At 66.1% G+C, this 22,400-nt stretch carries 21 protein-coding genes; 4 read left to right on the top strand and 17 right to left on the bottom strand.

Going from position 1 to position 22,400, the window contains the following annotated elements; all coding sequences use genetic code 11:
• Positions 1 to 35: 35 nt before the first annotated feature.
• The 6 genes from LE190_RS20655 to LE190_RS20630 all read right to left on the bottom strand — a co-directional run bounded on the left by LE190_RS20655 (position 36) and on the right by LE190_RS20630 (position 7,068).
• On the bottom strand, positions 36 to 1,046 hold the full coding sequence (locus LE190_RS20655; protein WP_225240473.1) for a septal ring lytic transglycosylase RlpA family protein: 1,011 nt from the start codon (positions 1,044 to 1,046) through the stop codon (positions 36 to 38).
• Between the two features lie 17 nt (positions 1,047 to 1,063).
• Positions 1,064 to 2,179, bottom strand: coding sequence for a rod shape-determining protein RodA (gene rodA / locus LE190_RS20650; protein WP_225240472.1), 1,116 nt, complete (start codon positions 2,177 to 2,179; stop codon positions 1,064 to 1,066).
• A 3-nt stretch (positions 2,180 to 2,182) separates the two neighbouring features.
• Complete coding sequence (gene mrdA / locus LE190_RS20645; protein WP_225240471.1) at positions 2,183 to 4,189, bottom strand: penicillin-binding protein 2; 2,007 nt, start codon at positions 4,187 to 4,189, stop codon at positions 2,183 to 2,185.
• 16 nt (positions 4,190 to 4,205) lie between these two features.
• Positions 4,206 to 4,724, bottom strand: a complete 519-nt coding sequence (mreD, locus tag LE190_RS20640; RefSeq protein WP_224946289.1) for a rod shape-determining protein MreD — start codon at positions 4,722 to 4,724, stop codon at positions 4,206 to 4,208.
• Positions 4,714 to 5,904 carry a rod shape-determining protein MreC gene (mreC, locus tag LE190_RS20635; RefSeq protein ID WP_225240470.1) on the bottom strand — a complete coding sequence of 397 codons (1,191 nt, stop codon included), beginning with the start codon at positions 5,902 to 5,904 and terminating at the stop codon, positions 4,714 to 4,716. Before mreC ends, mreD begins: the two co-directional genes overlap by 11 nt.
• A gap of 120 nt (positions 5,905 to 6,024) precedes the next feature.
• Positions 6,025 to 7,068, bottom strand: coding sequence for a rod shape-determining protein (locus LE190_RS20630; protein WP_027865858.1), 1,044 nt, complete (start codon positions 7,066 to 7,068; stop codon positions 6,025 to 6,027).
• A gap of 311 nt (positions 7,069 to 7,379) precedes the next feature.
• On the opposite strand from LE190_RS20630, the gene gatC reads away from it, so the two are divergent.
• From gatC to gatB, 3 genes are all read left to right on the top strand, one after another.
• Positions 7,380 to 7,679 carry an Asp-tRNA(Asn)/Glu-tRNA(Gln) amidotransferase subunit GatC gene (gene gatC / locus LE190_RS20625; RefSeq protein WP_224946291.1) on the top strand — a complete coding sequence of 100 codons (300 nt, stop codon included), beginning with the start codon at positions 7,380 to 7,382 and terminating at the stop codon, positions 7,677 to 7,679.
• Between the two features lie 42 nt (positions 7,680 to 7,721).
• Positions 7,722 to 9,197 (top strand): Asp-tRNA(Asn)/Glu-tRNA(Gln) amidotransferase subunit GatA, encoded by a 1,476-nt coding sequence (gene gatA / locus LE190_RS20620; protein ID WP_225240469.1) that lies wholly within the window; start codon positions 7,722 to 7,724, stop codon positions 9,195 to 9,197.
• A gap of 101 nt (positions 9,198 to 9,298) precedes the next feature.
• A complete protein-coding gene (gene gatB / locus LE190_RS20615; RefSeq protein ID WP_225240468.1) occupies positions 9,299 to 10,759 on the top strand; it encodes an Asp-tRNA(Asn)/Glu-tRNA(Gln) amidotransferase subunit GatB in 1,461 nt (486 codons plus the stop codon).
• A gap of 214 nt (positions 10,760 to 10,973) precedes the next feature.
• Here the strand turns inward: gatB and pyrE are convergent, their stop codons facing one another.
• The gene (pyrE, locus tag LE190_RS20610) at positions 10,974 to 11,633 is read right to left on the bottom strand and encodes an orotate phosphoribosyltransferase (RefSeq protein ID WP_225240467.1); all 660 of its coding nucleotides are present in this window, start codon (positions 11,631 to 11,633) and stop codon (positions 10,974 to 10,976) included.
• Positions 11,634 to 11,791: 158 nt separating this feature from the next.
• Between pyrE and LE190_RS20605 the strand changes: the two genes are divergently transcribed.
• Positions 11,792 to 12,562 carry an exodeoxyribonuclease III gene (locus tag LE190_RS20605; RefSeq protein ID WP_225240466.1) on the top strand — a complete coding sequence of 257 codons (771 nt, stop codon included), beginning with the start codon at positions 11,792 to 11,794 and terminating at the stop codon, positions 12,560 to 12,562.
• Between the two features lie 3 nt (positions 12,563 to 12,565).
• Here the strand turns inward: LE190_RS20605 and LE190_RS20600 are convergent, their stop codons facing one another.
• The 10 genes from LE190_RS20600 to LE190_RS20555 form a co-directional block, all read right to left on the bottom strand.
• Positions 12,566 to 13,540 (bottom strand): pseudouridine synthase, encoded by a 975-nt coding sequence (locus LE190_RS20600; protein ID WP_225240465.1) that lies wholly within the window; start codon positions 13,538 to 13,540, stop codon positions 12,566 to 12,568.
• A 3-nt stretch (positions 13,541 to 13,543) separates the two neighbouring features.
• Positions 13,544 to 14,443, bottom strand: a complete 900-nt coding sequence (locus tag LE190_RS20595) for a M48 family metallopeptidase (RefSeq protein WP_225240464.1) — start codon at positions 14,441 to 14,443, stop codon at positions 13,544 to 13,546.
• Positions 14,444 to 14,584: 141 nt separating this feature from the next.
• Positions 14,585 to 15,208 (bottom strand): methionine biosynthesis protein MetW, encoded by a 624-nt coding sequence (metW, locus tag LE190_RS20590; protein ID WP_225240463.1) that lies wholly within the window; start codon positions 15,206 to 15,208, stop codon positions 14,585 to 14,587.
• Entirely contained in the window at positions 15,205 to 16,374 is a 1,170-nt protein-coding gene (gene metX / locus LE190_RS20585) for a homoserine O-succinyltransferase MetX (RefSeq protein WP_225240462.1), read from the bottom strand. The genes metW and metX overlap by 4 nt, the downstream gene beginning before the upstream one ends.
• A gap of 25 nt (positions 16,375 to 16,399) precedes the next feature.
• On the bottom strand, positions 16,400 to 18,172 hold the full coding sequence (gene ptsP / locus LE190_RS20580) for a phosphoenolpyruvate--protein phosphotransferase (protein ID WP_225240461.1): 1,773 nt from the start codon (positions 18,170 to 18,172) through the stop codon (positions 16,400 to 16,402).
• Between the two features lie 41 nt (positions 18,173 to 18,213).
• Positions 18,214 to 18,483 carry an HPr family phosphocarrier protein gene (locus tag LE190_RS20575; protein WP_224946302.1) on the bottom strand — a complete coding sequence of 90 codons (270 nt, stop codon included), beginning with the start codon at positions 18,481 to 18,483 and terminating at the stop codon, positions 18,214 to 18,216.
• A 59-nt stretch (positions 18,484 to 18,542) separates the two neighbouring features.
• Positions 18,543 to 18,950 carry a PTS sugar transporter subunit IIA gene (locus tag LE190_RS20570; RefSeq protein WP_225240460.1) on the bottom strand — a complete coding sequence of 136 codons (408 nt, stop codon included), beginning with the start codon at positions 18,948 to 18,950 and terminating at the stop codon, positions 18,543 to 18,545.
• A 1-nt stretch (position 18,951) separates the two neighbouring features.
• Positions 18,952 to 19,902, bottom strand: coding sequence for a glutathione synthase (gene gshB / locus LE190_RS20565; protein WP_225240459.1), 951 nt, complete (start codon positions 19,900 to 19,902; stop codon positions 18,952 to 18,954).
• 95 nt (positions 19,903 to 19,997) lie between these two features.
• Positions 19,998 to 21,299, bottom strand: a complete 1,302-nt coding sequence (gene gshA / locus LE190_RS20560) for a glutamate--cysteine ligase (protein ID WP_224946305.1) — start codon at positions 21,297 to 21,299, stop codon at positions 19,998 to 20,000.
• 97 nt (positions 21,300 to 21,396) lie between these two features.
• On the bottom strand, positions 21,397 to 22,398 hold the full coding sequence (locus LE190_RS20555; RefSeq protein ID WP_225240458.1) for a sodium-dependent bicarbonate transport family permease: 1,002 nt from the start codon (positions 22,396 to 22,398) through the stop codon (positions 21,397 to 21,399).
• Positions 22,399 to 22,400: the final 2 nt, after the last annotated feature.

The following is a 22,400-nucleotide window of genomic DNA, read 5'->3' as shown; positions in this document are numbered from 1 at the left end:
TGATATGGACTGGACCGCCGCAGCGGCCTGCCGCCTCAGCGCTTGACGACGATCGGCTTCAGCCCGAACGAATCCGGCACCGCGCGCGCCGCCTCGGCCGCATCCTCGCGGCGCTCGAAGGGGCCGCCGAACAGGCGGTTCACCGATCCCGCCTTGACCACTTCCAGCTTGCCGACTTCGACGCCGGCCTGCTGCAGGCGCGCGCCCATGGCTTCGGCGGTGCCGGCGCGGCCATAGGCGCCGAGCTGCACGTAGTAGCTGCCGCGCGGGACCAGCTTGGGCACGACCTGGGCCAGCGCCGCGCTGTCGGTGCGCACCCGGTCTTCCAGCATCAGGGCGACGATCTCGGGCGGCGCCGACTGCGCTTCGGAGGCGGCACTGCGGCGCTCCGAGGCAAGGCGGATCGGGTCGTCCGGGAACAGGCGCTCGAGCTCGACCTGGTGACTGCCCTTGCCCAGCAGGCCGAGCTTGAGGGCCGCCGTATAGGAGACGTCCACGATGCGGCTGGCGTGGAAAGGGCCGCGGTCATTGATGCGCACCACCACCGACTTGCCGGTTTCGACGCTGGTGATGCGCGCATAGGAGGGAATCGGCAGCGTCGGATGGGCCGCGGTCATCTTGTACATGTCGTACAGCTCGCCGGACGAGGTCTTCTGGCCGTGGAACTTCACGCCATACCAGCTGGCCACGCCACGCTGCACGAAGGGGTCGTCGTGCAGCATCGGGGTATAGGTCTGGCCGAACACCGCGTACGGACGGTTGGCCCACTTGGCATAGGGCTCGGCCTTGACCACCGCATCGGGCAGGTCCATCAGGCCGGGGGGCGGATTGGCGCCGGGCCCGTCGTCCTTGTAGTAGCCGCCGCGGCCCGAATTGGGCGGCGGCAGCTTCGGCGCATCGCCATGCTTGGCGGCCGGATGCTTCCAGGGCAGCGGAATCAGGGGCTTATGTTCGCCGGTGGACGTGCTGCTGCACCCCGTTGCCAGGATTGCCAGGGTGATGACCGTGCCGATGGTCGTAGCAAGTTGTTTTCTTGGAACGGCCATGCGCGGTCCTTGTTAAATTACGTCTGCACTAGTTTACGATGTCTTTGAATACTCATCAATATACCTGCGCCAAGACCTAGCGTAATAAATGCGGTGCCCCCGTAGCTCATGAAGGGCAAGGGCACGCCGACCACCGGCAGGATGCCGCTCACCATGCCCATGTTGACGAACGCATACGTGAAGAAAATCATCGTGATCGCGCCGGCCAGCAGGCGGGTAAACGTGTTCGGCGCGTTCGCCGCGATCATCAGGCCGCGGCCGATCAGCATCAGGTAGACGACCAGCAGGAAGCAGTTGCCGACCAGTCCGAACTCTTCCGAGAACACCGCGAACACGAAGTCGGTGGTCTGTTCCGGCACGAATTCCAGCGCGCCCTGTGTCCCCTTGGCGTAGCCCTTGCCCAGCAGGCCGCCGGAACCGATGGCGATCTCGGACTGGATGATGTGGAAGCCCTTGCCGAGCGGATCGGAGGTGGGATCGATCAGCGTCATCACGCGCTCGCGCTGGTAGTCGTGCAGCATCGACCAGGCGATCGGCAGCGCGGCGCCGCCGGCCAGGCCGAGGCCGAGCAGCGCCTTCCACGGCAGGCCGGCCAGGAAGATCACGTAGAAGCCCGAGGCCCCCACCATCAGCGCGGTGCCGAGGTCGGGCTGCTTGGCGATCAGGATGAAGGGCACCAGCAGCAGCGCCGCCGCGACCAGGAAGTTCTTCCAGTTGGCGGCGTTCGCGCGCTGCTGGAAGTACCAGGCCAGCATCAGCGGCGTGGCGATCTTCAGGATTTCGGAGGGCTGGATGTCCACGCCCACGTGCAGCCAGCGCCGCGCCCCCTTCTTGATGATGCCGAACATCGCCACTGCGATCAGCAGCGCGACGCCAAAGGTATAGATCGGCACGGCCAGGCGCATCAGGGTCTGGGGCGGCACGTTGGCGGCGACCCACATGATGCCGAAGGCCAGCAGGAAGTTGCGGATCTGGTGCTCGACGCGGTCGGGGAAATCGGCGCCGGCCGAAGTCATGGTGATCACGCTGGTCATCATCAGCACGAACAGCACGGTGGCGAGCGGCCAGTCGAACACGGCAAAATACGGACGCAGGCGGCGCCGCAGCGAACGGCGTTCTGGGATGTGCGCCATGGCTTATTCCTTTCGGGGGGCGGGGGCGGCTGCGGGCGCGGCGGCCTGCACGATCGGGGCCGGGGCCGCAGCCGGGACGGCAACCGGTGCGCCGGGCGCCGGCGTGACGGCGCGTGGGGCGGGCACGGCTTGCCCGTCCTTCGGCTTGGGCGGCGCCGGACGCTTGCCCAGCAGGTAGTAATCCATCGCCTTGCGCGCGATCGGCGCCGCGAACGAGGCGCCGAAGCCCACGTTCTCGACGATCAGCGCGAGCGCGATCTTCGGGTTGTCGGCCGGGGCAAAGGCGACGTACAACGCGTTGTCGCGGTGGCGCTCGTCGATCGCGTTGGCGTTGTACTTCTGGCCTTTCAGCCCGATCACCTGCGCGGTGCCGGTCTTGCCGGCCGAGATGTAGCCGGCGCCCGCGAAGGCACGCCGGCCGGTGCCGGAGGCTTCCTGGGTCACGCCCACCATGGTGTGCTTGATGAAGTCGATGTTTTCCTGCTTGAGCGCGATGCGCCGCGTTTCCTTGGGCACGGTGAGCGTACGCTGCCGGGTAGCGCCGTCCTCGATCATCTTGACCAGGTGCGGTTTCATCACGACGCCGTTGTTGGCCAGGGTCGAGACCGCGTGCGCCAGCTGGATCATGCTGTAGTTGTTGAAGCCCTGCCCGATCGAGATCGAGATGGTGTCGCCGCCCAGCCACTTCTGGGTGGCGCGGGTCTTGAAGCGGCGCGCCTTCCACTCCTTGGACGGCAGCACCCCGGTCTTCTCGTGCTCGAGGTCGATGCCGGTCGGGTGGCCGAAGCCGAACTCGCCCATGAACCTCGAAATATTGTCGATGCCCATCTCGTTGCCGAGCTGGTAGTAATAGGTGTCGCAGGACTCGACCACCGACTTGTACATGTCGACGTAGCCGTGGCCGCCCGGCTTGTCGTCGTTGAAGCGGTGCCCGCCCAGCATGAAGAAGCCGGGGTCGCGGATGCCGTCGGAGGGCTTGCGAAAGCCCATCTCGAGGGCGGCCAGCGCCATGAAGGGCTTGAAGGTCGAGCCGGGCGGATAGGTGCCGGACAAGGGACGGTTCATCAGCGGCCGGTCGAGCGAGGTATTGAGCTCGTTCCAGCTCTGGGTATCGATCCCGTCCACGAACAGGTTCGGATCGTAGCCGGGGCGCGACACATAGGCCAGCACGTCGCCGGTGGACGGCTCGATCGCCACCAGCGCGCCGCGGTTCTCGCCGAAGGCTTCCTCGACCACCTTCTGCAGCTCGATGTCGATCGACAGGATCAGGTTGCTGCCCGGGACCGGCGCCGTGCGCGACAGGGTGCGGATCGCGCGCCCGCCGGCGGTGCGCTCGACCTGCTCGTAGCCGGTGGTGCCGTGCAGGTAACTCTCGTACTTCTTCTCGACGCCTTCCTTGCCGATATGTTCGGTGCCCTTGTAGTTGGCATCGAGCCCGTCATCCTCGAGCTGGGCCGCTTCCCTCTGGTTGATGCGGCCGATGTAGCCGATCACGTGCGAAGCGGTATCGCCCAGCGGATACTGGCGGAACAGGCGCGCCTGCACCTCCACGCCGGGGAAGCGGAAGCGCTGGGCGGTGAAGCGCGCCACTTCGTCGTCGGTGAGGCGGGTGCGCAGCGGCACGCTGGCGAAGCTGCGCGACTCTTCCAGCAGGCGCTTGAAGCGGCGCCGGTCGCGCGCATCGATCGCCACCAGCTTGGACAGCTCGTCGATCACGGACTCCAGGTTGGCCTGCAGCTTGGAGGGCGTGATCTCGAGCGTATATGCCGAATAGTTGCGCGCCAGGACCACGCCGTTGCGGTCCACGATCAGGCCGCGGTTGGGCACGATCGGTACCAGCGCGATGCGGTTGTCTTCCGCCTGCAGCGCGAACTGGTCGTGGCGCAGTACCTGCAGCCAGACGAAGCGCGCCACCAGCAGGCCGAAGCAGATGAAGACCAGGCCCACCATGGCGGTGAGGCGCAGGCGGAACTGGTGGATCTCGCGGTCGTTGTCCTTGAACTCGGTCACGGCAGGTGTGTCGGTATCAGATCGGGCGGGTATGGTCGCGGTCGACGGCGCGGCGCTGGGGCGCCAGCAGCAGCCAGGTGATCACCGGCCACAGCGCGACCGCGACCACGCTCTCGGCGAAGTGCAGCAGCCCCGGGAAGCGCCCGGAGGCCGTGAAGTGGACGAAGGCCTGCACCGTCTGCGCCAGCAGCAGCAGCGGGAACACGTGCATGGCCTGGGTCATCAGGCGGAACCAGAGCACGCGGCGGTGGATCATGATGGCGAGATAGGACAGCAGCGTGTAGGCGAGCGCGTTCTCGCCCAGCAGGCTGGCGTCATGGACATCCATCAGGAGGCCCATGACGAAGGCGACGCCGATGCCGACCTTGCGCGGCTGGTGGATGCCCCAGAACACCAGCACCAGCGCGACGAAGTCGGGCGCGCCCACCCAGCGGCCCAGTGGCAGCAGGTTGAGCATGAAGGCGCAGACCAGGCTGAAGGTGATGAACAGCGGGCTGACGGGCAGCAGGATGTAGTGCGGACGGTTACCTGGCATTCGGCGTGCTTCCCTGTGGGACGGTGGTCGTGGCGCGTTGCGGCGGCTGCGCTTGCGGCGCCTGCTGCTGCGTCCCTGGTCTTGCGGCGGCGGTCGCCGGCGCTGGCGCAGGCGCGGGCGCGGCCGGCTGCGGCACCGGCCGGGGCGGCAGGCCGCCGACGCCGCCGACGCCATTCACCGGCGCGGCGCCCTGGCCCTGTGCCGCACCGGGCGCACCGGCCGGGACGCCCTGCGGCGGCAGCGGCGACGGCGCCAGCGGCGGCTGCGGCACCGGCGCCATGTCGGGCAGCTTGCGGCGCGCGGTGGTCGCCGCCGGCTTGGTCTGCGCCTGCGGGCGTGGCGGCAGGTTCGACTGCGACATGATGATCAGGAGCTGGCGGTTGCGGTCGATGCCGGCCAGCGGCTGGCACACCACGCGGCCGAAGGCGCCGGCCGCGACGTTCTCGACCTGCACCACCTTGGCCACCGCCAGGCCGGCCGGGTACATGCCGTCCAGGCCCGAGGTCACCAGTACGTCGCCCACCTGGATGTCGGCATTGGCCACCACGAAGCGCAGGTCGAGCAGGCCGGACTGGCCGCGGCCGTAGGCGATGCTGCGCAGGCCGCTGCGCAGCACCTGTACCGGAATCGCCTGGTCGCGGTCGGTGAGCAGCGTGACTTCGGAGGTAAACGGGAACACGCGCGTGACCTGGCCCACCACGCCGGCATGGTCGATCACCGGCAGCCCGGCCACGACATTGTCGCGCGCGCCGCGGTCGACCACGATGCGGCGCGTGGACGGATCGCGCGCGTCGTACAGGATCTCGGTCATCTGGGCCTGTACCGGCAGGTGCTGCCTGGCATCCATCAGGCGCCGCAGCTGGGCGTTCTCCGCCATCTGGAGCTGGGCCTGCTGCAGCACGCGCGCCTGCGCCAGCTGCTGGGTCTTGAGCTCGCGCACTTCCCTTTGCAGCGTGGAGATCGAGGAAAAATAGCCGGCCATGTTGCCGAGCGCTTCACGCGGCATCAGGGCGGCCATCTGCAGCGGATAGAGGACGGTGGCGGCCACCTGGCGCACCGCGCCGAGGGTGTGGTAGCGCGCATCGACGACCAGCAGCATCACCGAAATCAGGGCGAACACGATCGCCTTGACCCGGGCCGGGGCACCCTGTTTGAAAAGCGGCGGCGGACTGTATTCCATGTCCTGGTTGGCGTCCTGTCTGGACCGTGCGGCCGGCCAAGGTCAAGGCGGGCAGACGCGCGCGGTACCGCCGCACGCCCTGCCCGCCAGCACGCTCATCGCGCCGCCAGTCCTGCTTTCTTATTCGTAGGAGAAGATCGAGCCCAGCTTGTCCATGCGCTCGAGCGCCATGCCCGAACCGCGCACCACGCAGGTCAGCGGATCCTCGGCCACCAGCACCGGCAGGCCGGTTTCTTCCATCAGCAGGCGATCGAGGTCGCGCAGCAGCGCGCCGCCGCCGGTCAGCATCATGCCCTTCTCGGCGATGTCGGCGCCCAGTTCGGGCGGGGCCTGTTCCAGGCCGTTCTTGACGGCAGAGACGATGTTGTTGAGCGGGTCGGTCAGGGCTTCCAGGATCTCGTTCGACGAGATCGTGAACGAGCGCGGGATGCCTTCCGACAGGTTGCGACCCTTGACTTCCATTTCCTTGACTTCGGAACCGGGGAAGGCCGACCCTATTGCCTTCTTGATCGCTTCGGCGGTCTGTTCGCCGATCAGCATGCCGTAGTTGCGGCGGATGTAGTTGACGATGGCTTCGTCGAACTTGTCGCCGCCCACGCGCACCGAACCCTTGTAGACCATGCCGCCCAGCGAGATGATGCCGACCTCGGTGGTGCCGCCGCCGATGTCGACCACCATCGAACCGGTGGCGTCCGACACCGGCAGGCCGGCGCCGATCGCGGCCGCCATCGGCTCTTCGATCAGGTAGACCTGCGAGGCGCCGGCGCCGAGCGCCGATTCGCGGATCGCGCGGCGCTCGACCTGGGTCGAGCCGCAGGGCACGCAGATGATGATGCGCGGCGAGGGGCGGAAGAATTTCGAGTCGTGCACCATGCGGATGAACTGCTTGAGCATCTGCTCGGTGACGGTGAAGTCGGCGATCACGCCGTCCTTCATCGGGCGGATGGCCTCGATGTTGCCCGGCACCTTGCCCAGCATCTGCTTGGCTTCCTTGCCCACCGCCTGGATGGTTTTCTTGCCGTTCGGGCCACCTTCCTGGCGGATGGCGACGACCGATGGTTCGTCCAGCACGATGCCCAGGCCGCGCACGTAGATCAGGGTGTTGGCGGTGCCGAGGTCGATCGCCAGGTCATTCGAGAAGTAGCTGCGTAAAGAACCAAACATGTGTGTCCTGATGCGCGACTGGGCGCGCGTGAATATTGGTCGGGTTGTCCTTGCCGCGCGCATCCGGGCAGCGCGGTCTTTTCCTGCGGCGGGCGGTCTCGCAGCCCGACAGCGCATTAGCCCGCCATTCTACCTTATAATTTGTCGATTACATGCTGAAAAGGGGGCGTTTTCGGCCCCATTTCCAAGGCGAGATCGACGGTGTTTCCAAGGTTTTATCGGACGTAGCGCGCCGTTTGCTGACCGTCTGCCAACATTCATTACTAGCCCACTCACATTTTTGCGCGCGGCCCGCGCCGCGCCCTTTTGCCATGTCCCTGACACTTTCAGACGTAAAACGCATCGCCAACCTGGCCCAGCTCGAAATGGATGAGGCCCATGCGGAAACCGCGCTGGCCGAGTTGAACGGCATCTTCGCCCTGGCCGAGCAGATGCAGGCGGTGGACACCAGCGGCGTCGCGCCGCTGTCACAGCCGCTCTCCGCCATCATGGCGCTGCCGCTGCGCCTGCGCGACGACGTGGTCACCGAGGAGAACCGCCGCGAGGACTACCAGGCCCCGGCGCCGAAGGCCCAGGACGGCCTGTACCTGGTCCCGAAAGTGATCGAATAATCGCCTCCGCTCCCGCCTCCGTCTTCACGAACCGACACGCACATGCATAACAAGACCATCAAAGAGCTGTCCGCGCTCCTGCAATCGAAGCAGGTATCGAGCGTCGAACTGGCCAGCCACTACCTCGACCGCATCGAAGCGAGCACCCACAACGCCTTCCTGCACCTGGACCGCGAACGTTCGCTGGCCCAGGCCGCCGCGGCCGACGCCCGCATCGCCGCCGGCACCGCCGGTCCGCTGACCGGCGTGCCGATCGCGCACAAGGACATCTTCGTGACGCGCGGCTGGCGCACCACGGCCGGCTCGAAAATGCTGGCCAATTACGAAAGCCCGTTCGACGCCACCGTGGTCGAGCGTTTCTGCCGCGCCGGCATGGTCACCCTGGGCAAGGTCAACCTCGACGAATTCGCGATGGGCTCGGCCAACGAGAATTCGGCCTTCGGCCCGGTGAAGAACCCCTGGGATCCGCTGGCGGTGCCGGGCGGCTCCTCGGGCGGCTCGGCCGCCGCGATCGCCGCGCGCCTGGCGCCGGCCGCCACCGCCACCGACACCGGCGGCTCGATCCGCCAGCCGGCCGCCTTCTGCGGCGTCACCGGCATCAAGCCGACCTACGGCCGCGTGTCGCGCTTCGGCATGATCGCCTTCGCCTCCTCGCTCGACCAGGGCGGCCCGATCGCCCAGACCGCCGAGGACTGCGCGTTGCTGCTCAACGAAATGATCGGTTTTGATGAACGCGATTCGACCAGCCTGACGGTCGAACAGGGCAACGTGCTTGAGGACTACACCCGCGACCTGAACCAGCCCTTGGGCGGCCTGCGCATCGGCGTACCGAAGGAATACTTCGGCGAAGGCCTGGCAAGCGACGTGGAAAGCGCCGTGCGCGCCGCGCTGGACGAATTCGTGAAACTGGGCGCGACCCTGGTCGAGATCTCGCTGCCGAAGACCGCGCTGTCGATCCCGACCTACTACATCATCGCCCCGGCCGAGGCCTCGTCGAACCTGTCGCGCTTCGACGGCGTGCGCTACGGCCACCGCGCCAGCGAGTACAAGGACCTGCAGGACATGTACCGCAAAACCCGCGCGGAAGGCTTCGGCCGCGAGGTCCAGCGCCGCATCATGGTCGGCACCTATGTGCTGTGCCATGGCTACTACGACGCCTATTACGTGCAGGCGCAGAAGATCCGCCGCCTGATCGCGGACGACTTCCAGGCCGCCTTCAAGGACAAGTGCGACGTGATCATGGGCCCGGTGGCCCCGACCGTGGCCTGGGACCTGGGTTCGAAAGCCAACGATCCGGTGGCGAACTACCTGGCCGACATCTTCACGCTGTCGACCAGCCTGGCAGGCCTGCCGGGCATGTCGATCCCGGTCGGTTTCGGCCAGGGCGAAAAGAATGCCAAGCGCCCGGTCGGCCTGCAAATCATCGGCAATTATTTCGCCGAAGCGAAGCTGTTGAACATCGCGCACCAGTACCAGCAGGTGACCGACTGGCACCAGCGCGCTCCAGAGGGCGTTTAAGCCGCAGGGTCGGCGGGGTAAATCAGGCCAGTGGCCTGATTTACAAACGCCCACGCGTTCAAATTACGCCAGCGCAGCCACAGAACAAAGAGAGAACAACTATGCAATGGGAAGTCGTCATCGGTCTTGAGAACCACGTGCAGCTCACGACCAACTCCAAAATCTTCAGCGGCAGCTCGATCCGCTTCGGCGCCGAGCCGAACACCCAGGCCAGCCCGGTCGACCTGGCGCTGCCGGGCGTATTGCCGGTCCTGAACCGCGGCGCCGTCGAGCGCGCGATCCGCTTCGGCCTGGCCGTGGGCGCTAGAATCGCGCCGCAGTCAGTTTTCGCGCGCAAGAACTACTTTTATCCGGACCTGCCCAAGGGCTACCAGATCAGCCAGTTCGAGGACCCGGTGGTCCAGGGCGGCACCATCAGCTTCGCCTTTGAAAAGGACGGCAAGCTGGAAACGAAGACCGTCAACCTGACCCGCGCGCACCTGGAAGAAGACGCCGGCAAGTCGCTGCACGAAGACTACGCCGGCATGAGCGGCATCGACCTGAACCGCGCCGGCACGCCGCTGCTCGAGATCGTGTCCGAGCCGGAAATGCGCAGCGCCGCCGAGGCCGTGGCCTACGCGAAAGCCCTGCACTCGCTGGTCGTGTGGCTGGGCGTCTGCGACGGCAACATGCAGGAAGGATCCTTCCGCTGCGACGTCAACGTCTCGGTGCGCCCGGTCGGCCAGAAGGAATTCGGCACCCGCTGCGAGATCAAGAACCTGAACTCCTTCCGCTTCATGGAAGAAGCGATCCATTACGAAGTGCGGCGCCAGATCGAGCTGATTGAGGACGGCGGCAAGGTGATCCAGGCCACCCGCCTGTGGGATCCGGACAAGAAGGAAACCCGCTCCATGCGCACCAAGGAAGACGCGCAGGACTACCGCTACTTCCCCGACCCGGACCTGCCGCCGCTCGTCATCGGCCAGGACTGGATCGAGCGCGTGAAGGCCGACATGCCCGAGCTGCCGGGCGCCCTGCGGGCACGCTTCACCGGCGACTACGGCCTGCCGGAATACGACAGCCTGGTGCTGACCTCCTCCAAGGCGATGGCGACCTTCTTCGAGGCCGTGGTGGCTGCGGCCGGCAAGGAAAACGCGAAGGCCGCCGCCAACTGGATGATGGGCGACGTTTCCTCGACCCTGAACCGTGAAGGCGTGGAGCTCGAGCAATCGCCGGTGTCCGCCGCCCAGCTGGCCCTGCTGCTCAAGCGCATCGCCGACGGCACCATCTCGAACAAGGCCGGCAAGGAAGTGTTTGCGGCCATGTGGGAAGCCGGGTCGCAGGACGAGAACCTGGCCGACACCGTGATCGAACAAAAGGGCCTGAAGCAGATCTCGGACACGGGCGCCTTGGCGGCGATCGTTGACGAGGTGCTGGCCGCCAATGCCAAGTCGGTGGAACAGTACCGCGCCGGCAAGGAAGCCGCGATCAACGCTCTGATCGGCCAGACCATGAAGGCCTCGAAGGGCAAGGCCAATCCGGCCCAGGTGACCGAACTGCTGAAGCAGAAGCTGGCGGGCTGATGCAGGGTGGGCGGCTCACCCGGGGCGGATCAGCCCCGGGCCTTGGGCTTGAGGGTCAGAGTCGAATTATCGGGAAATTTTCAAAAGTTTCCTGCTATTCGACTCTGACCCTCATTTGTTAACTGAGCAACAACGCAAAAACAAATGGGGTCGGAGTCAAATTGTTTGGCAACTTCAAAAAGTTTCCCAACAATTCGACTCTGACCCCGATGTTTTAGACGCCGTAGCGGCTGCGGTAGGCGGCCACCGCCTCCTTGTGGGTGCCCAGCTCGGCACCGGCTTCGTTCGACAGGTAGGTGAACAGGTCGTCCAGGTTGGCGATCGAAATCACCGGGATGCCGAATTCCTGCGACACCTGCTGCACCGCCGAGTGCGCCGACAGCGCATCGTCCTTGCCCGAACGCTCCATGCGGTCGAGCGCGATCAGCACGGCGGCCGGTTCGGCACCGGCGGCGCGGATCATGTCGACCGATTCGCGCACCGAGGTGCCGGCCGAGATCACGTCGTCGATGATCACGACCTTGCCCGCCAGTTTGGCGCCGACGATGGTGCCGCCTTCGCCGTGGTCCTTGGCTTCCTTGCGGTTGTAGGCAAACGAGGTGTTGCGGCCCTTGGCGGCCAGCGCCACCGCGGTTGCGCTGGCCAGCGTGATGCCCTTGTACGCGGGTCCGAACAGCATGTCGAATGCGACGCCCGAATCGAGCAGCGTCTGGGCGTAGAACTGCGCCAGCCGGCCCAGCGTCGCGCCGTCGTGGAACAGGCCGGCGTTGAAGAAGTACGGCGACTGGCGCCCCGCCTTGGTCGTGAAGTTACCGAACTTCAATACCTCGGCCCCCACCGAAAATGCAATAAATTCCTGGCGCAAGTCGCTCACGTGCTTCTCCTGAATGGTCGAAAGCGCGTATTGTAAACCGCCCACTTCGCGGGAGCGAAGCCGCGCCCGGCCGGGACCGTTCCGAAGAGTATCGAAACAGGCTACACTATCGGCCCGGTACCCCGTGCCGGACCCTGCTTTTCTTCACCTCGAATCCCATGCCACGAATTATTTCCGCGAACCTGAACGGCATCCGTTCCGCCCACAAAAAAGGTTTCTTCAACTGGCTCGCCACCCAGTCCGCCGATTTCATCTGCGTGCAGGAACTGAAGGCGCAGCAGGCCGACATGACCGAGGAATTCCTCGCGCCGCACGGCTACCATGGCCATTTCCACTACGCCGAGAAGAAGGGCTATTCGGGCACCGGCGTGTACAGCCGCAGCGCGCCGGACAACAGGCGCATCGGCTTCGGTTGTACCGAATTCGACGCCGAAGGCCGCTACACCCGCTGCGACTTCGGCAACCTGACGGTGATTTCGGTGTACTGCCCGTCCGGCTCCTCGTCTCCGGAGCGCCAGCTGGCCAAGTTCCGTTTCATGGAAGTCTTCCTGCCGCACCTGCAGGAACTGAAGGCCGAGGGCCGCGAAGTGGTGATCTGCGGCGACTGGAACATCGCTCACAAGGAAATCGACCTGAAGAACTGGAAGAGTAACCAGAAGAATTCGGGCTTCCTGCCGGAAGAACGGGCCTGGATGAGCCGCATCTTCGACGAGATCGGCCTGGTGGACGTGCATCGCAAGGTGGCGCCGGACGCCGCCGACTACACCTGGTGGAGCAACCGCGGCCAGGCCTATGCCAAGAACGTGGGCTGGCGCATCGACTACCACGTGGCCACCCCGGGCATCGCGGCGTGCGCGAAGTCGGTATCGGTCTACAAGGACGAGCGCTTCAGCGACCACGCCCCGCTCATCATTGATTACGATCTCTAATAATTAGGCCGTACTCAGAAGCTTGTCTTCTGAATACGCGTCCGCCGGCCATGCCAGCCGGAAGCGGCTCTCGAAACGCCGTGTCTCCCCCGTCAGCGGATCGTCGAAGCTGATCGCGCGCGCCAGCAGCTGCAGCGGCGCGTTGAAATCATCCCCCTTGCAAGGCAGCGCGACCGGGTAGAAAGCGTCGTTCAGGATCGGCGCGCCCAGCGCCGCCAGGTGCAGGCGCAGCTGGTGCTTGCGTCCGGTGTGCGGATGCAGCCGGTAGTGCGCCAGCGCGCCGCGCCGCTCGATCAGCTCGATTACGGTCTCGGAATTCGGCTCGCCCGGCACCTCTTCGCTGACGAAGAACTGTTCCGCATCCTGCATCCGGCTGCGGTAGGTGAACGGGAAGCTGCGCCCTTCGATCGGCCCCGCCAGGGCCTCGTATACCTTGCGCACCACCCGCTTCTGGAACATCGACTGGTAGGCCCCGCGCGAGTCCGGATTGTGCGAGAAGATCACCACGCCCGCGGTCTCGCGGTCAAGCCGGTGGATCGGCGTCAGGTGCGGCAGGCCGTAGCGCTTTTTCAGGCGCACCAGCAGGGTTTCGTGCAGGAAGCGCCCGGTCGGGATGGTGGGCAGGAAGTGCGGCTTGTCGGCCACCAGCAGGTGCTGGTCCTGGTGGAGCACCGTTTCCTGGAAGGGAATCGGGGTTTCCGGCGATTCCAGCTCGCGGTAGTACCAGATGCGCATGCCCGCGCGCACCGGGCTGTCGGCGCGCAGCGGGGTCCCCTTCGCATCGACGATCCCGCCGCGCGCCAGGCGGCGCCCCCACGCGCCTTCGGACACGTCGGGAAAGCGTTCGGCCAAGAAGCGCAGCATGCCACCGGCGCGCGTCTCGGTCAGCCACAGGTAGCTGGGCGCGACGCCGTCGCGGACGGGCAGCGGCACGTAGGCATTGGCTTCGGCCTGGTGGCCCTTGCGGCTGCTGCCCATCGCTTAGCGCAGGGCGACGTTGCTGCGGTAGGGCGGCAGCTTCGCGGCGGTGGTCCCCTTGGTGCGCGCATACACCGGCAGCAGCACGTTCATGTGCGCCTGCATGTCGTTGATGCGGCTTTCCCCGCCCGGGTGGGTCGAGAGCAGCTCGATCGGCGCACGCTGGCTCAGGGCCGCCATCTTGCGCCACAGGGCGATGCCGGCTCGCGGGTCGTAGCCGGCGCGGGCGGCGATGTCGAGGCCGACCAGGTCAGCCTCGCGCTCGTCGTTGCGCGAGAACTTCAGTCCGACCAGCTGGGCGCCGGCATTCGCGAGCGAACCGGTGAAGCTCGGATCGACGCCGAAGATCGCCGATGCCGCCAGGCCGGTCAGGCGTGCGCCGATGTTGGTCAGGCCCTGCTTGGCCATCTTTTCGCGGCTGTGCTCGCGCAGCGCGTGGGCGATCTCGTGTCCCATCACGGCCGCTACCTCGTCGTCGGTCAGCTTCAGCGAGGTGAGGATGCCGGTGAAGAAGCCGATCCGGCCGCCCGGCATGCAGAAGGCGTTCACGTCCTTCGAATCGATGACATTGACCTGCCACTGCCAGCGGCTTGCTTCCTGGTTCCAGCGCGCGCTGTGCGGAATGATGCGCTGGGCGATGGCGCGCAGGCGCTGCACTTGCGGATGCGAGGGCGGCAACAGCACGCCTTTCTGCTGGGCCTGGCTCATCATCTGCGTGTACTGCTGCGCCGCCGCCTGGTTCACCGTTTCCGCCGGGACTACCTTGGTCAGCCGCGACAGGGGCCGTACCTCGATGCCGTCCTGGACCGTGGTATGGCGGTCGTCCTGCGCCACGGCGCCGCCGGCCACGCCGAAGGCGGCGCACAGCGCAAGGCAGCCCGCCAGATGCTTGAATTTTTTCATGTCGTCAGCGATAGGCTGTTCTTAGCAGCACTATCTCCCAAGAAATAAGCTGAATGGATCCACCAGCGCCGATCATCGCGGATCACGGCCGGCCCGACAAGCCGCCACCGCACATAAGCGCCGGGTTGCCCCGTCGATCGCTCACGCCGGCCCGCTGACGCCGGAGCGTTTGCGCAGGCGAAACACCGCCAGGCTGCCGCGCAGGTTTGGCAGGAAGCGCACTACCTTCCCTTCGGCCAGCGCCACGTACTCCAGCACTTCCAGCCCGCACTTCTCGGCCAGGTCCTGGAAGTCGTGGATGGTTGCGTAGCGCACGTTGGGCGTGTCGAACCACTGGTAAGGCAAGGTGCGCGAGACCGGCATGCGGCCCTTGAACAGGGCCACGCGATGCGGCCAGTAGGCGAAGTTGGGGAAGGATACGATCGCTTCCTGGCCGACCCGCACGATGTCGCGCAGGCGCGCCTCGACATGCTGCATCATCTGCAGCGAGGACAGGCACAGCACCATGTCGAAGCTGTTGTCGCGGAACAGGTCGAGGCCCTCTTCCATGTCGTGCTGGATCACGCTGATGCCGCGCTGGGTGCTCTCCAGCACCTTGTCGTCGGCGATCTCGACGCCGTAGCCGGTGCAGCGCTTGCCCAGTTCCAGGTAGCGCAGCATGGCGCCGTCGCCGCAGCCGACGTCGAGCACGTGCGATCCCTCGCGCACCCAGTCGGCGATGAAGGCCAGGTCGGGACGCAGCGCGTCCAGTTCGCGGGCGTTCATGCCGCCTCCCTTGCCGCGGCGCGGTGTTCGCCGGGTTCGGCGGCGATGCGGTCGTAGTAGGCGCGCACCACCGCCATGTAGCGCGGATCTTCCAGCAGGAAGGCGTCGTGGCCGTGCGGCGCGTCGATCTCGGCATAGCTCACCTTGCGCCGGTTCGACAGCAGGGCTTCGACGATCTCGCGGCTGCGTTCCGGCGAAAAGCGCCAGTCGGTGGTGAAGGAGGCGATCAGGAACTGCGCCTTGGTGGCCGCCAGCGCCTTGGCCAGGTCGCCGCCATGGGCGCGCGCCGGGTCGAAGTAGTCGAGCGCCTTGGTGATGATCAGGTAGGTGTTGGCGTCGAAGTATTCCGAGAACTTGTCGCCCTGGTAGCGCAGGTAGGACTCGATCTCGAAGTCGATGCCGAAATCGAAAGCGTAGTCGTCGCTCTCGGCGGCGTTGCGCAGCTTGCGGCCGAATTTTTCCGCCATGTCGTCGTTCGACAGGTAGGTGATGTGGCCGACCATGCGCGCCACCTTCAGGCCGTTCCTGGGCACCACGCCGTGCTCGTAGAAGTCGCCGCCGTGGTAGTCGGGATCGGTGAGGATGGCCTGGCGCGCCACGTCGTTGAAGGCGATGTTCTGGGCCGACAGCTTGGGGGTGGAGGCGATCACGATGCAGTGGCGCAGGCGGTCCGGGTACAGGATGCTCCAGGACAGGGCCTGCATGCCGCCCAGCGAACCTCCCATCACGGCGGCGAAGCAGTCGATGCCGAGGCGGTCGGCCAGGCGCGCCTGGGCCGCCACCCAGTCTTCCACCGTCAAGAGCGGAAAGGCCGCGCCATAGGGCTTGCCGGTGGCGGGGTTGGTGTGCATCGGGCCGGTCGAGCCGAAGCAGGAGCCGAGGTTGTTGACGCCGATGACGAAGAAGCGGTCGGTGTCGACCGGCTTGCCCGGCCCCACCATGTTGTCCCACCAGCCCTGGCTCTTGGGCTTGCCGGCGTAGGTGCCGGCCACGTGGTGCGAGGCGTTCAGCGCGTGGCAGACCAGCACCGCGTTCGAGCGCTCGGCGTTCAGCGTGCCATAGGTCTCATACATCAGCGTGTAGTCGCCCAGCTGGGCGCCGCTTTGCAGCGGCAGGGGTTCGGCGAAATGCATCGCCTGCGGTGTGACGTTTCCTATCGATGCCATGGGGGTTGCGTGTGCTTCTTCATCATCAGAGGGTCTGCAGCTGTTCGACGGCGGCGGCGATCTCGTTCGGCTCGACCGCGCGCAGGATGCGCCGGGTGCGGGTGGTGATCGCGGCCAGGTCGCTGTTCAGGATTTCCTGCTTCACCGCCAGCAGCTGGGCCGGATGCATCGAGAATTCGCGCAGGCCCATGCCGAGCAGCAGGCGGGTGAGCTTGGGGTCGCCCGCCATCTCGCCGCATACGGCCACGTCCAGCCCGGCCTTGTGGCCGGTGGCGATGGTCTGGGCGATCAGGTTCAGGACCGCCGGATGCAGCGGGTTGTACAGGTGCGCCACTTCGTAGTCGACGCGGTCGATCGCCAGCAGGTACTGGATCAGGTCATTGGTCCCGATCGACAGGAACTGCATGCGCTTGACGAACATCGGCAGCGCCAGCGCGGCCGCGGGAATCTCGATCATGGCGCCCACTTCCACGCCCGGGTCGTACTTGACGCCCTCTTCGCGCAGCTGGGTCTTGGCCTGCTCGATCATGGCAAGCGTCTGGTCGATCTCGAAGGCATGCGCCAGCATCGGGATCAGGATCCGTACTTTTCCATAGGCGGAGGCGCGCAGGATGGCGCGCAGCTGGGTCAGGAACAGCTGCGGTTCGGCCAGGCAGTAGCGGATCGCGCGCAGGCCCAGGGCCGGGTTCAGGGCGGTGTGCTCGGTGGGGTCGAGCGGCTTGTCGGCGCCGACGTCGAGCGTGCGGATCGTCACCAAGCGGCCCTTCATCGCGACCACCGCCTTGCGGTACTGCTCGAACTGCTCGTCCTCGCCCGGCACCTTCAGGCCGTTGGGGCCGCGGCCCATGAACAGGAATTCGGAGCGGAACAGGCCGACGCCCATCGCGCCCGCCTCCAGCGCGCCCGGGCAGTCCTCCGGCAGCTCGATGTTGGCCAGCAGCGTGACCGCGGTGCCGTCCTTCGTCACCGCCGGTGTCTTCTTGAGCTTGAGCAGGCGCTTGCGCGCCTTGATGAGCGCGGCCTGGCGCGCACGGTACTGTTCCAGCACCAGCTGGCTCGGGTTGCAGATCACCACGCCGGCGTCGCCGTCGATGATCACCCAGTCGTCCTGCTCGATCAGGCGCGAGGCCTGGCTCAGGCCGACCACGGCCGGGATGTCGAGCGAGCGCGCGACGATCGCGGTGTGCGAGTTCTGGCCGCCGACGTCGGTGACGAAGCCGATGAAGGAACGGTTCTCGCCATCGCGGTCGCGGAAGGCCAGCATGTCGGCCGGCGAGATGTCGTGCGCCACCACGATCATCGAAGGCGGCGCATGGTCCTCGCCCGCCGGGAACGGCGGCGGCATCGCGCTGGCGCTGCCCATCAGGACTTTCAGCACGCGCTCGGCCACCTGCTGGATGTCGTGCTTGCGCTCGCGCAGGTACTCGTCCTCGATCTCGTCGAACTGGCTCGACAGCTCATCGATCTGGGTCACCAGCGCCCATTCGGCGTTGTAGTGGCGGGTACGGATGATGTCGAGCGGCGCTTCCGAGATCATCGGGTCGGACAGGATCAGGGCATGCACGTCGATGAAGGCGCCCAGTTCGGTCGGGGCGTCCTTCGGCAGTTCGGTCCACAGGGCCTGCAGCCCACGGTGCACCTCGGCGATCGCGTCCTGCAGGCGCGCGACCTCGGCCTCGACCTGCTCTTCCGGCACCAGGTAGTGCTTGACGTCGAGCGCGGCCGGCGTGAGCAGGTGCGCCCGGCCGATCGAGATGCCGCGCGATACGGGAATGCCGTGGAGGGTGAACGATGCCATCGATGGTCCCGTGTGGCGGGTAGGAGCCACTTCGCGCGGCATTACTCGCCTTCGCCGAACTTGTCGTTGACCAGGCCTGCCAGCGCCGCGACGCAAGCTTCCTCGTCCGGGCCGTCCGCCTCGAGCAGCACTTTTGCGCCCTTGCCGGCGGCCAGCATCATGACGCCCATGATCGACTTGGCGTTGATGCGGCGGCCGTTGCGGGTAAGCCAGACGTCGCTCTTGAACTTGGCGGCCAGCTGGGTGAACTTGGCGGAGGCGCGGGCGTGCAGGCCCAGCTTGTTGATGATTTCCAGTTCCTGTTGAATCATGTTCTCGTTATGTGCCCGTGGCCAAATGGTATGAAGGGGTGAAAGTTCAGCTCGTCCGATCAGCTCGATCCGACGCGGATCCGGTTGTCGACCCGCACCGCGCCGTTCTGGGCGCCGGCCAGGGCCATCTCGACCACCACATCGAGGCTGTCGCGGCGGTAGGTGATCGCGCGCAGCAGCATTGGCAAACTGATGCCGGCGATGACCTCCACGTGGCCGGCGTCCTGCAGCGAATTGCAGCAGTTCGAGGGCGTCCCGCCCTTGATGTCGGTGATGACCAGCACGCCGTCGCCATCGTCGAGGCGCGCGATCGCCTCCTTGGCCAGGCAGTTCACCTGGTGCAGGTCCTGGTCGGCGCTGACGTCGATCGCCTCGAAGCGCTCGGTGGGGCCGCGGAACACGTGCGCCACCGCGGCGATGAAGGCCTGGCCCAGCGGCGCGTGGGTCAGCAGGAGGATGCCTACCATGTCAGTTCGCTTTCGATACTTGTTGTTCGACCGCGTCGATGAACATCGCGGCCACGTCGAATCCGGTCTGGTCGGCGATTTCCTGGAAGCAGGTCGGGCTGGTAACGTTGACTTCGGTCAGGTACTCGCCAATGACATCCAATCCTACCAGCAACAAACCACGCGCGGCCAGGATGGGGCCGATGGCCTCGGCGATCTCGCGCTCGCGCTCCGTGATCGGCATGGCCACGCCCAGGCCGCCAGCGGCCAGGTTGCCGCGCACTTCATTGCCCTGCGGGATGCGCGCCAGCGTGAACGGCACCGGCTTGCCACCGATGACCAGCACCCGCTTGTCGCCCTGTGTGATGGCAGGGATGAATTTCTGGGCCATGATCGAATGCCGGCCGTTGTCGGTGAGCGATTCGATCACCGAGCCCAGGTTCATGCCATCCGCCTTGACGCGGAAGATGCCGGCGCCGCCCATGCCGTCCAGCGGCTTGAAGATCACGTCGCCGTGCTTGTCGTGGAAGGCGCGCAGGCGGGCCGGGTTCGAGCTCACCAGGGTCGGCGAGGTGTACCCGCTGAACTGGCCGATGGTGAGCTTTTCGTTATGGTCGCGGATCGCGCCGGGACGGTTGAACACGCGCGCGCCCTGGCGCTCGGCCAGTTCCAGCAGGTAGGTGCCGTACACGTATTCCATGTCGAACGGCGGGTCCTTGCGCTCGATGATGGCGTCGAACACCGACAGGGCCACGATCTCCGGGGCATCGGCGCGGTACCAGGCATCCGGCTCGCCGGTCAGGTGGATGCGCCTGACCTCGGCCGTGACCGCGCCCTCTTCCAGCACCATGTCGCGCTGCTCGAAGGCGTACACGGCGTGGCCGCGGCGCGCCGCTTCGCGCATCATCGCAAAGGTCGAATCCTTGTAGATCTTGAAGGAAGAGAGCGGGTCGGCAAGGAAGGCGATGTTCATGGCGCGGGCAATGGAGGGGAATGCCTGATTTTAGCCGGAAATGCGATTTCTCGCGGGCAGTACCCGCTTCCAGCCACTCCCTGCCCCGGCGCCACTCAGTACACTTCCGGATTCGGATCGGTGCGCTCGAGTTCCAGCGAGGCCGCCAGCAGCCCCAGGCGCGCGACCACGCCGTACACGTAGAAGCGGTTCGGCGCCGCCGTGCCCGGCTTGGCCTTGAGGTCGGGCACCGCGTGCTGCTGGGCAAACGCCAGCGGCACGTATTGCGAGCCCGGCGCGTTCAAATTCTGGTCGATGCCGCGCTCGGCATGCACGCGGTAGAAGCCGCCCACCACGTAACGGTCGATCATGTACACCACCGGCTCGGCCACGGCATCGTTGATCGACTCGAAGGTCGGCACGCCTTCCTGCACGATCATGTCGGTGATGGCGACCCCATCCTTGATGACCGTCATCCGGTTGCGCTGGGCACGGCTCAGGTCGCGCACCTCGCTCGCATCCTTGATGGTCATGACGCCCATGCCATAGGTGCCGGCGTCCGGCTTGACGATCACGAAGGGCTTCTGCTCCTTCATGCCGTATTCCTTGTATTTCTTCTTGATCTTGGACAGCAGGGCCGAGACGGCGTCGGCCAGCTGCTCGGTGCCGACGTCGTCCTGCAGGTCGATCTCGCCGACCTTGCTGTGCAAGGGGTTGACCAGCCACGGATCGATCTCGATCAGCTTGCCGAACTTCTTGGCCACTTCGTCGAAAGCCTTGAAGTGGTTGCTCTTGCGCCGCATAGCCCAGCCCGCATGCAGCGGCGGCAGCAGCGACTGCTCGTGGATGTTTTCCAGGATGGACGGGATGCCGGCCGACAAGTCGTTGTTGAGCAGGATGGTGCAGGGGTCGAAGTCGGCCAGCCCGACCCGGCGCCCGTTGGGCGAGCGCACCAGGGGTTCGACCACCAGCATGTTCCCGTCCGGCAGCGCCAGCGGGGTCGGCTGGGTGACTTCCGGCGACAGCGAGCCGAGGCGCACGTGCAGGCCGGTCTGGCGGAAGATCTGCATCAGGCGGGCCACGTTCTGCAGGTACATCGGGTTGCGCGTGTGCACTTCCGGGATCATCAGGAGGTTGCGCGCATCCGGACAGTACTTGTCGATCGCGGCCATGGCCGCCTGCACGGCCAGCGGCAGCATCTCGGTGGACAGGTTGTTGAACCCGCCCGGGAACAGGTTGGTATCGACCGGCGCCAGCTTGTAGCCGGCGTTGCGCAGGTCCACCGAGCAGTAGAACGGCGGGGTGTGCTCCTGCCACTCGAGGCGGAACCAGCGCTCGATGGCGGGCGTGGCTTCGAGGATTTTCTTTTCCAGGTCCAGGAGAGGACCGGTCAGTGCGGTGGCGAGGTGCGGAACCATGGTGTGGACGTCCTAGTGATGGCTTGTTCGAATTATATCGGTACGATCATATAGGGACGAACAAGCCGATTTAAAGGCGCGATTGCCAGGCGAGCAATCATCCCAGCACGGTAACAGCGGCCCAGGCATAGACGGGAATCCCCAGCAGGATATTCAGGGGGAAGGTCACTCCCAGCGACATGCTGAAGTACAGGGACGGACTGGCCTCCGGAATCGACAAGCGCAGCGCGGCCGGGACGGCGATGTAGGACGCGCTTCCCGCCAGCACCATCAGCAGCGCCGCATTCCCCGCCGACAGGCCGAGCAGCACTGCCAGCCCCAGCGCAAGGCTGGCATGCACGACCGGCGCGCCCGCCGCGTAGGCGAGCAGCCAGCCCGACTGGCCGCGCAGCTTGCCGAGATTGCGCGCGGTGTGCAAGCCCATGTCGAGCAGGAAGAAGGCCAGCATGCCCTTGAACAAGTCGATCGAGAACGGCGCCATGGCCGCCTTCCCCGCTTCGCCGGTGAGCAGGCCCACCAGCATGGCGCCGAGCAGCAGCAACTGGGTACCGTCGGTGAAAGATTCATGCAGGATCTTTCCCAATCCGACGCGCGGACCCGGCCCACCCAGCGTTGCGGCCGCACTCCCGCCGCACGCCACCACCGGTGCGCCGGCCTGGCGCAAGGCGTTCGCCAGCACGACGGCGATCACGATGGCCGGCGATTCCATCAGGGCCATCGCGGCCGCCATGTGCCCGCCGTAGGCGATCTGCTGGACATCCAGGTACTGGGTCGCGGTGATGAAGGTGACCGCGCTGACCGAACCATAGGTGGCTGCCACCGCCGCCGCATCGAAGCCGGAGACGAAGCGCTTCAGCAGCTGGTAGGCAGCCAGCGGAATGACGATCGCCAGCAGGACGGCAGCCCCCAGGCTGGCCGCGATGTCGGCCGTGAGGCCGGATTGCGCAAGCGCGAAACCGCCCTTCAGGCCGAGCGCCATCAGGAGGTAGAGCGAGAGGAAGCGGGAAATCGGCTGGGGAATTTCCAGGTTCGACTTCAGGCAGCCGGCAAGGATACCGAAGGCAAAAAACAGGATGGCCGGGTCGAGGAAGCTATGCATGC

The organism is Massilia hydrophila (assembly GCF_020208145.1).
Lineage (GTDB): Bacteria > Pseudomonadota > Gammaproteobacteria > Burkholderiales > Burkholderiaceae_D > Telluria > Telluria hydrophila.
This window is presented reverse-complemented; position numbering and strand designations above follow the sequence as displayed.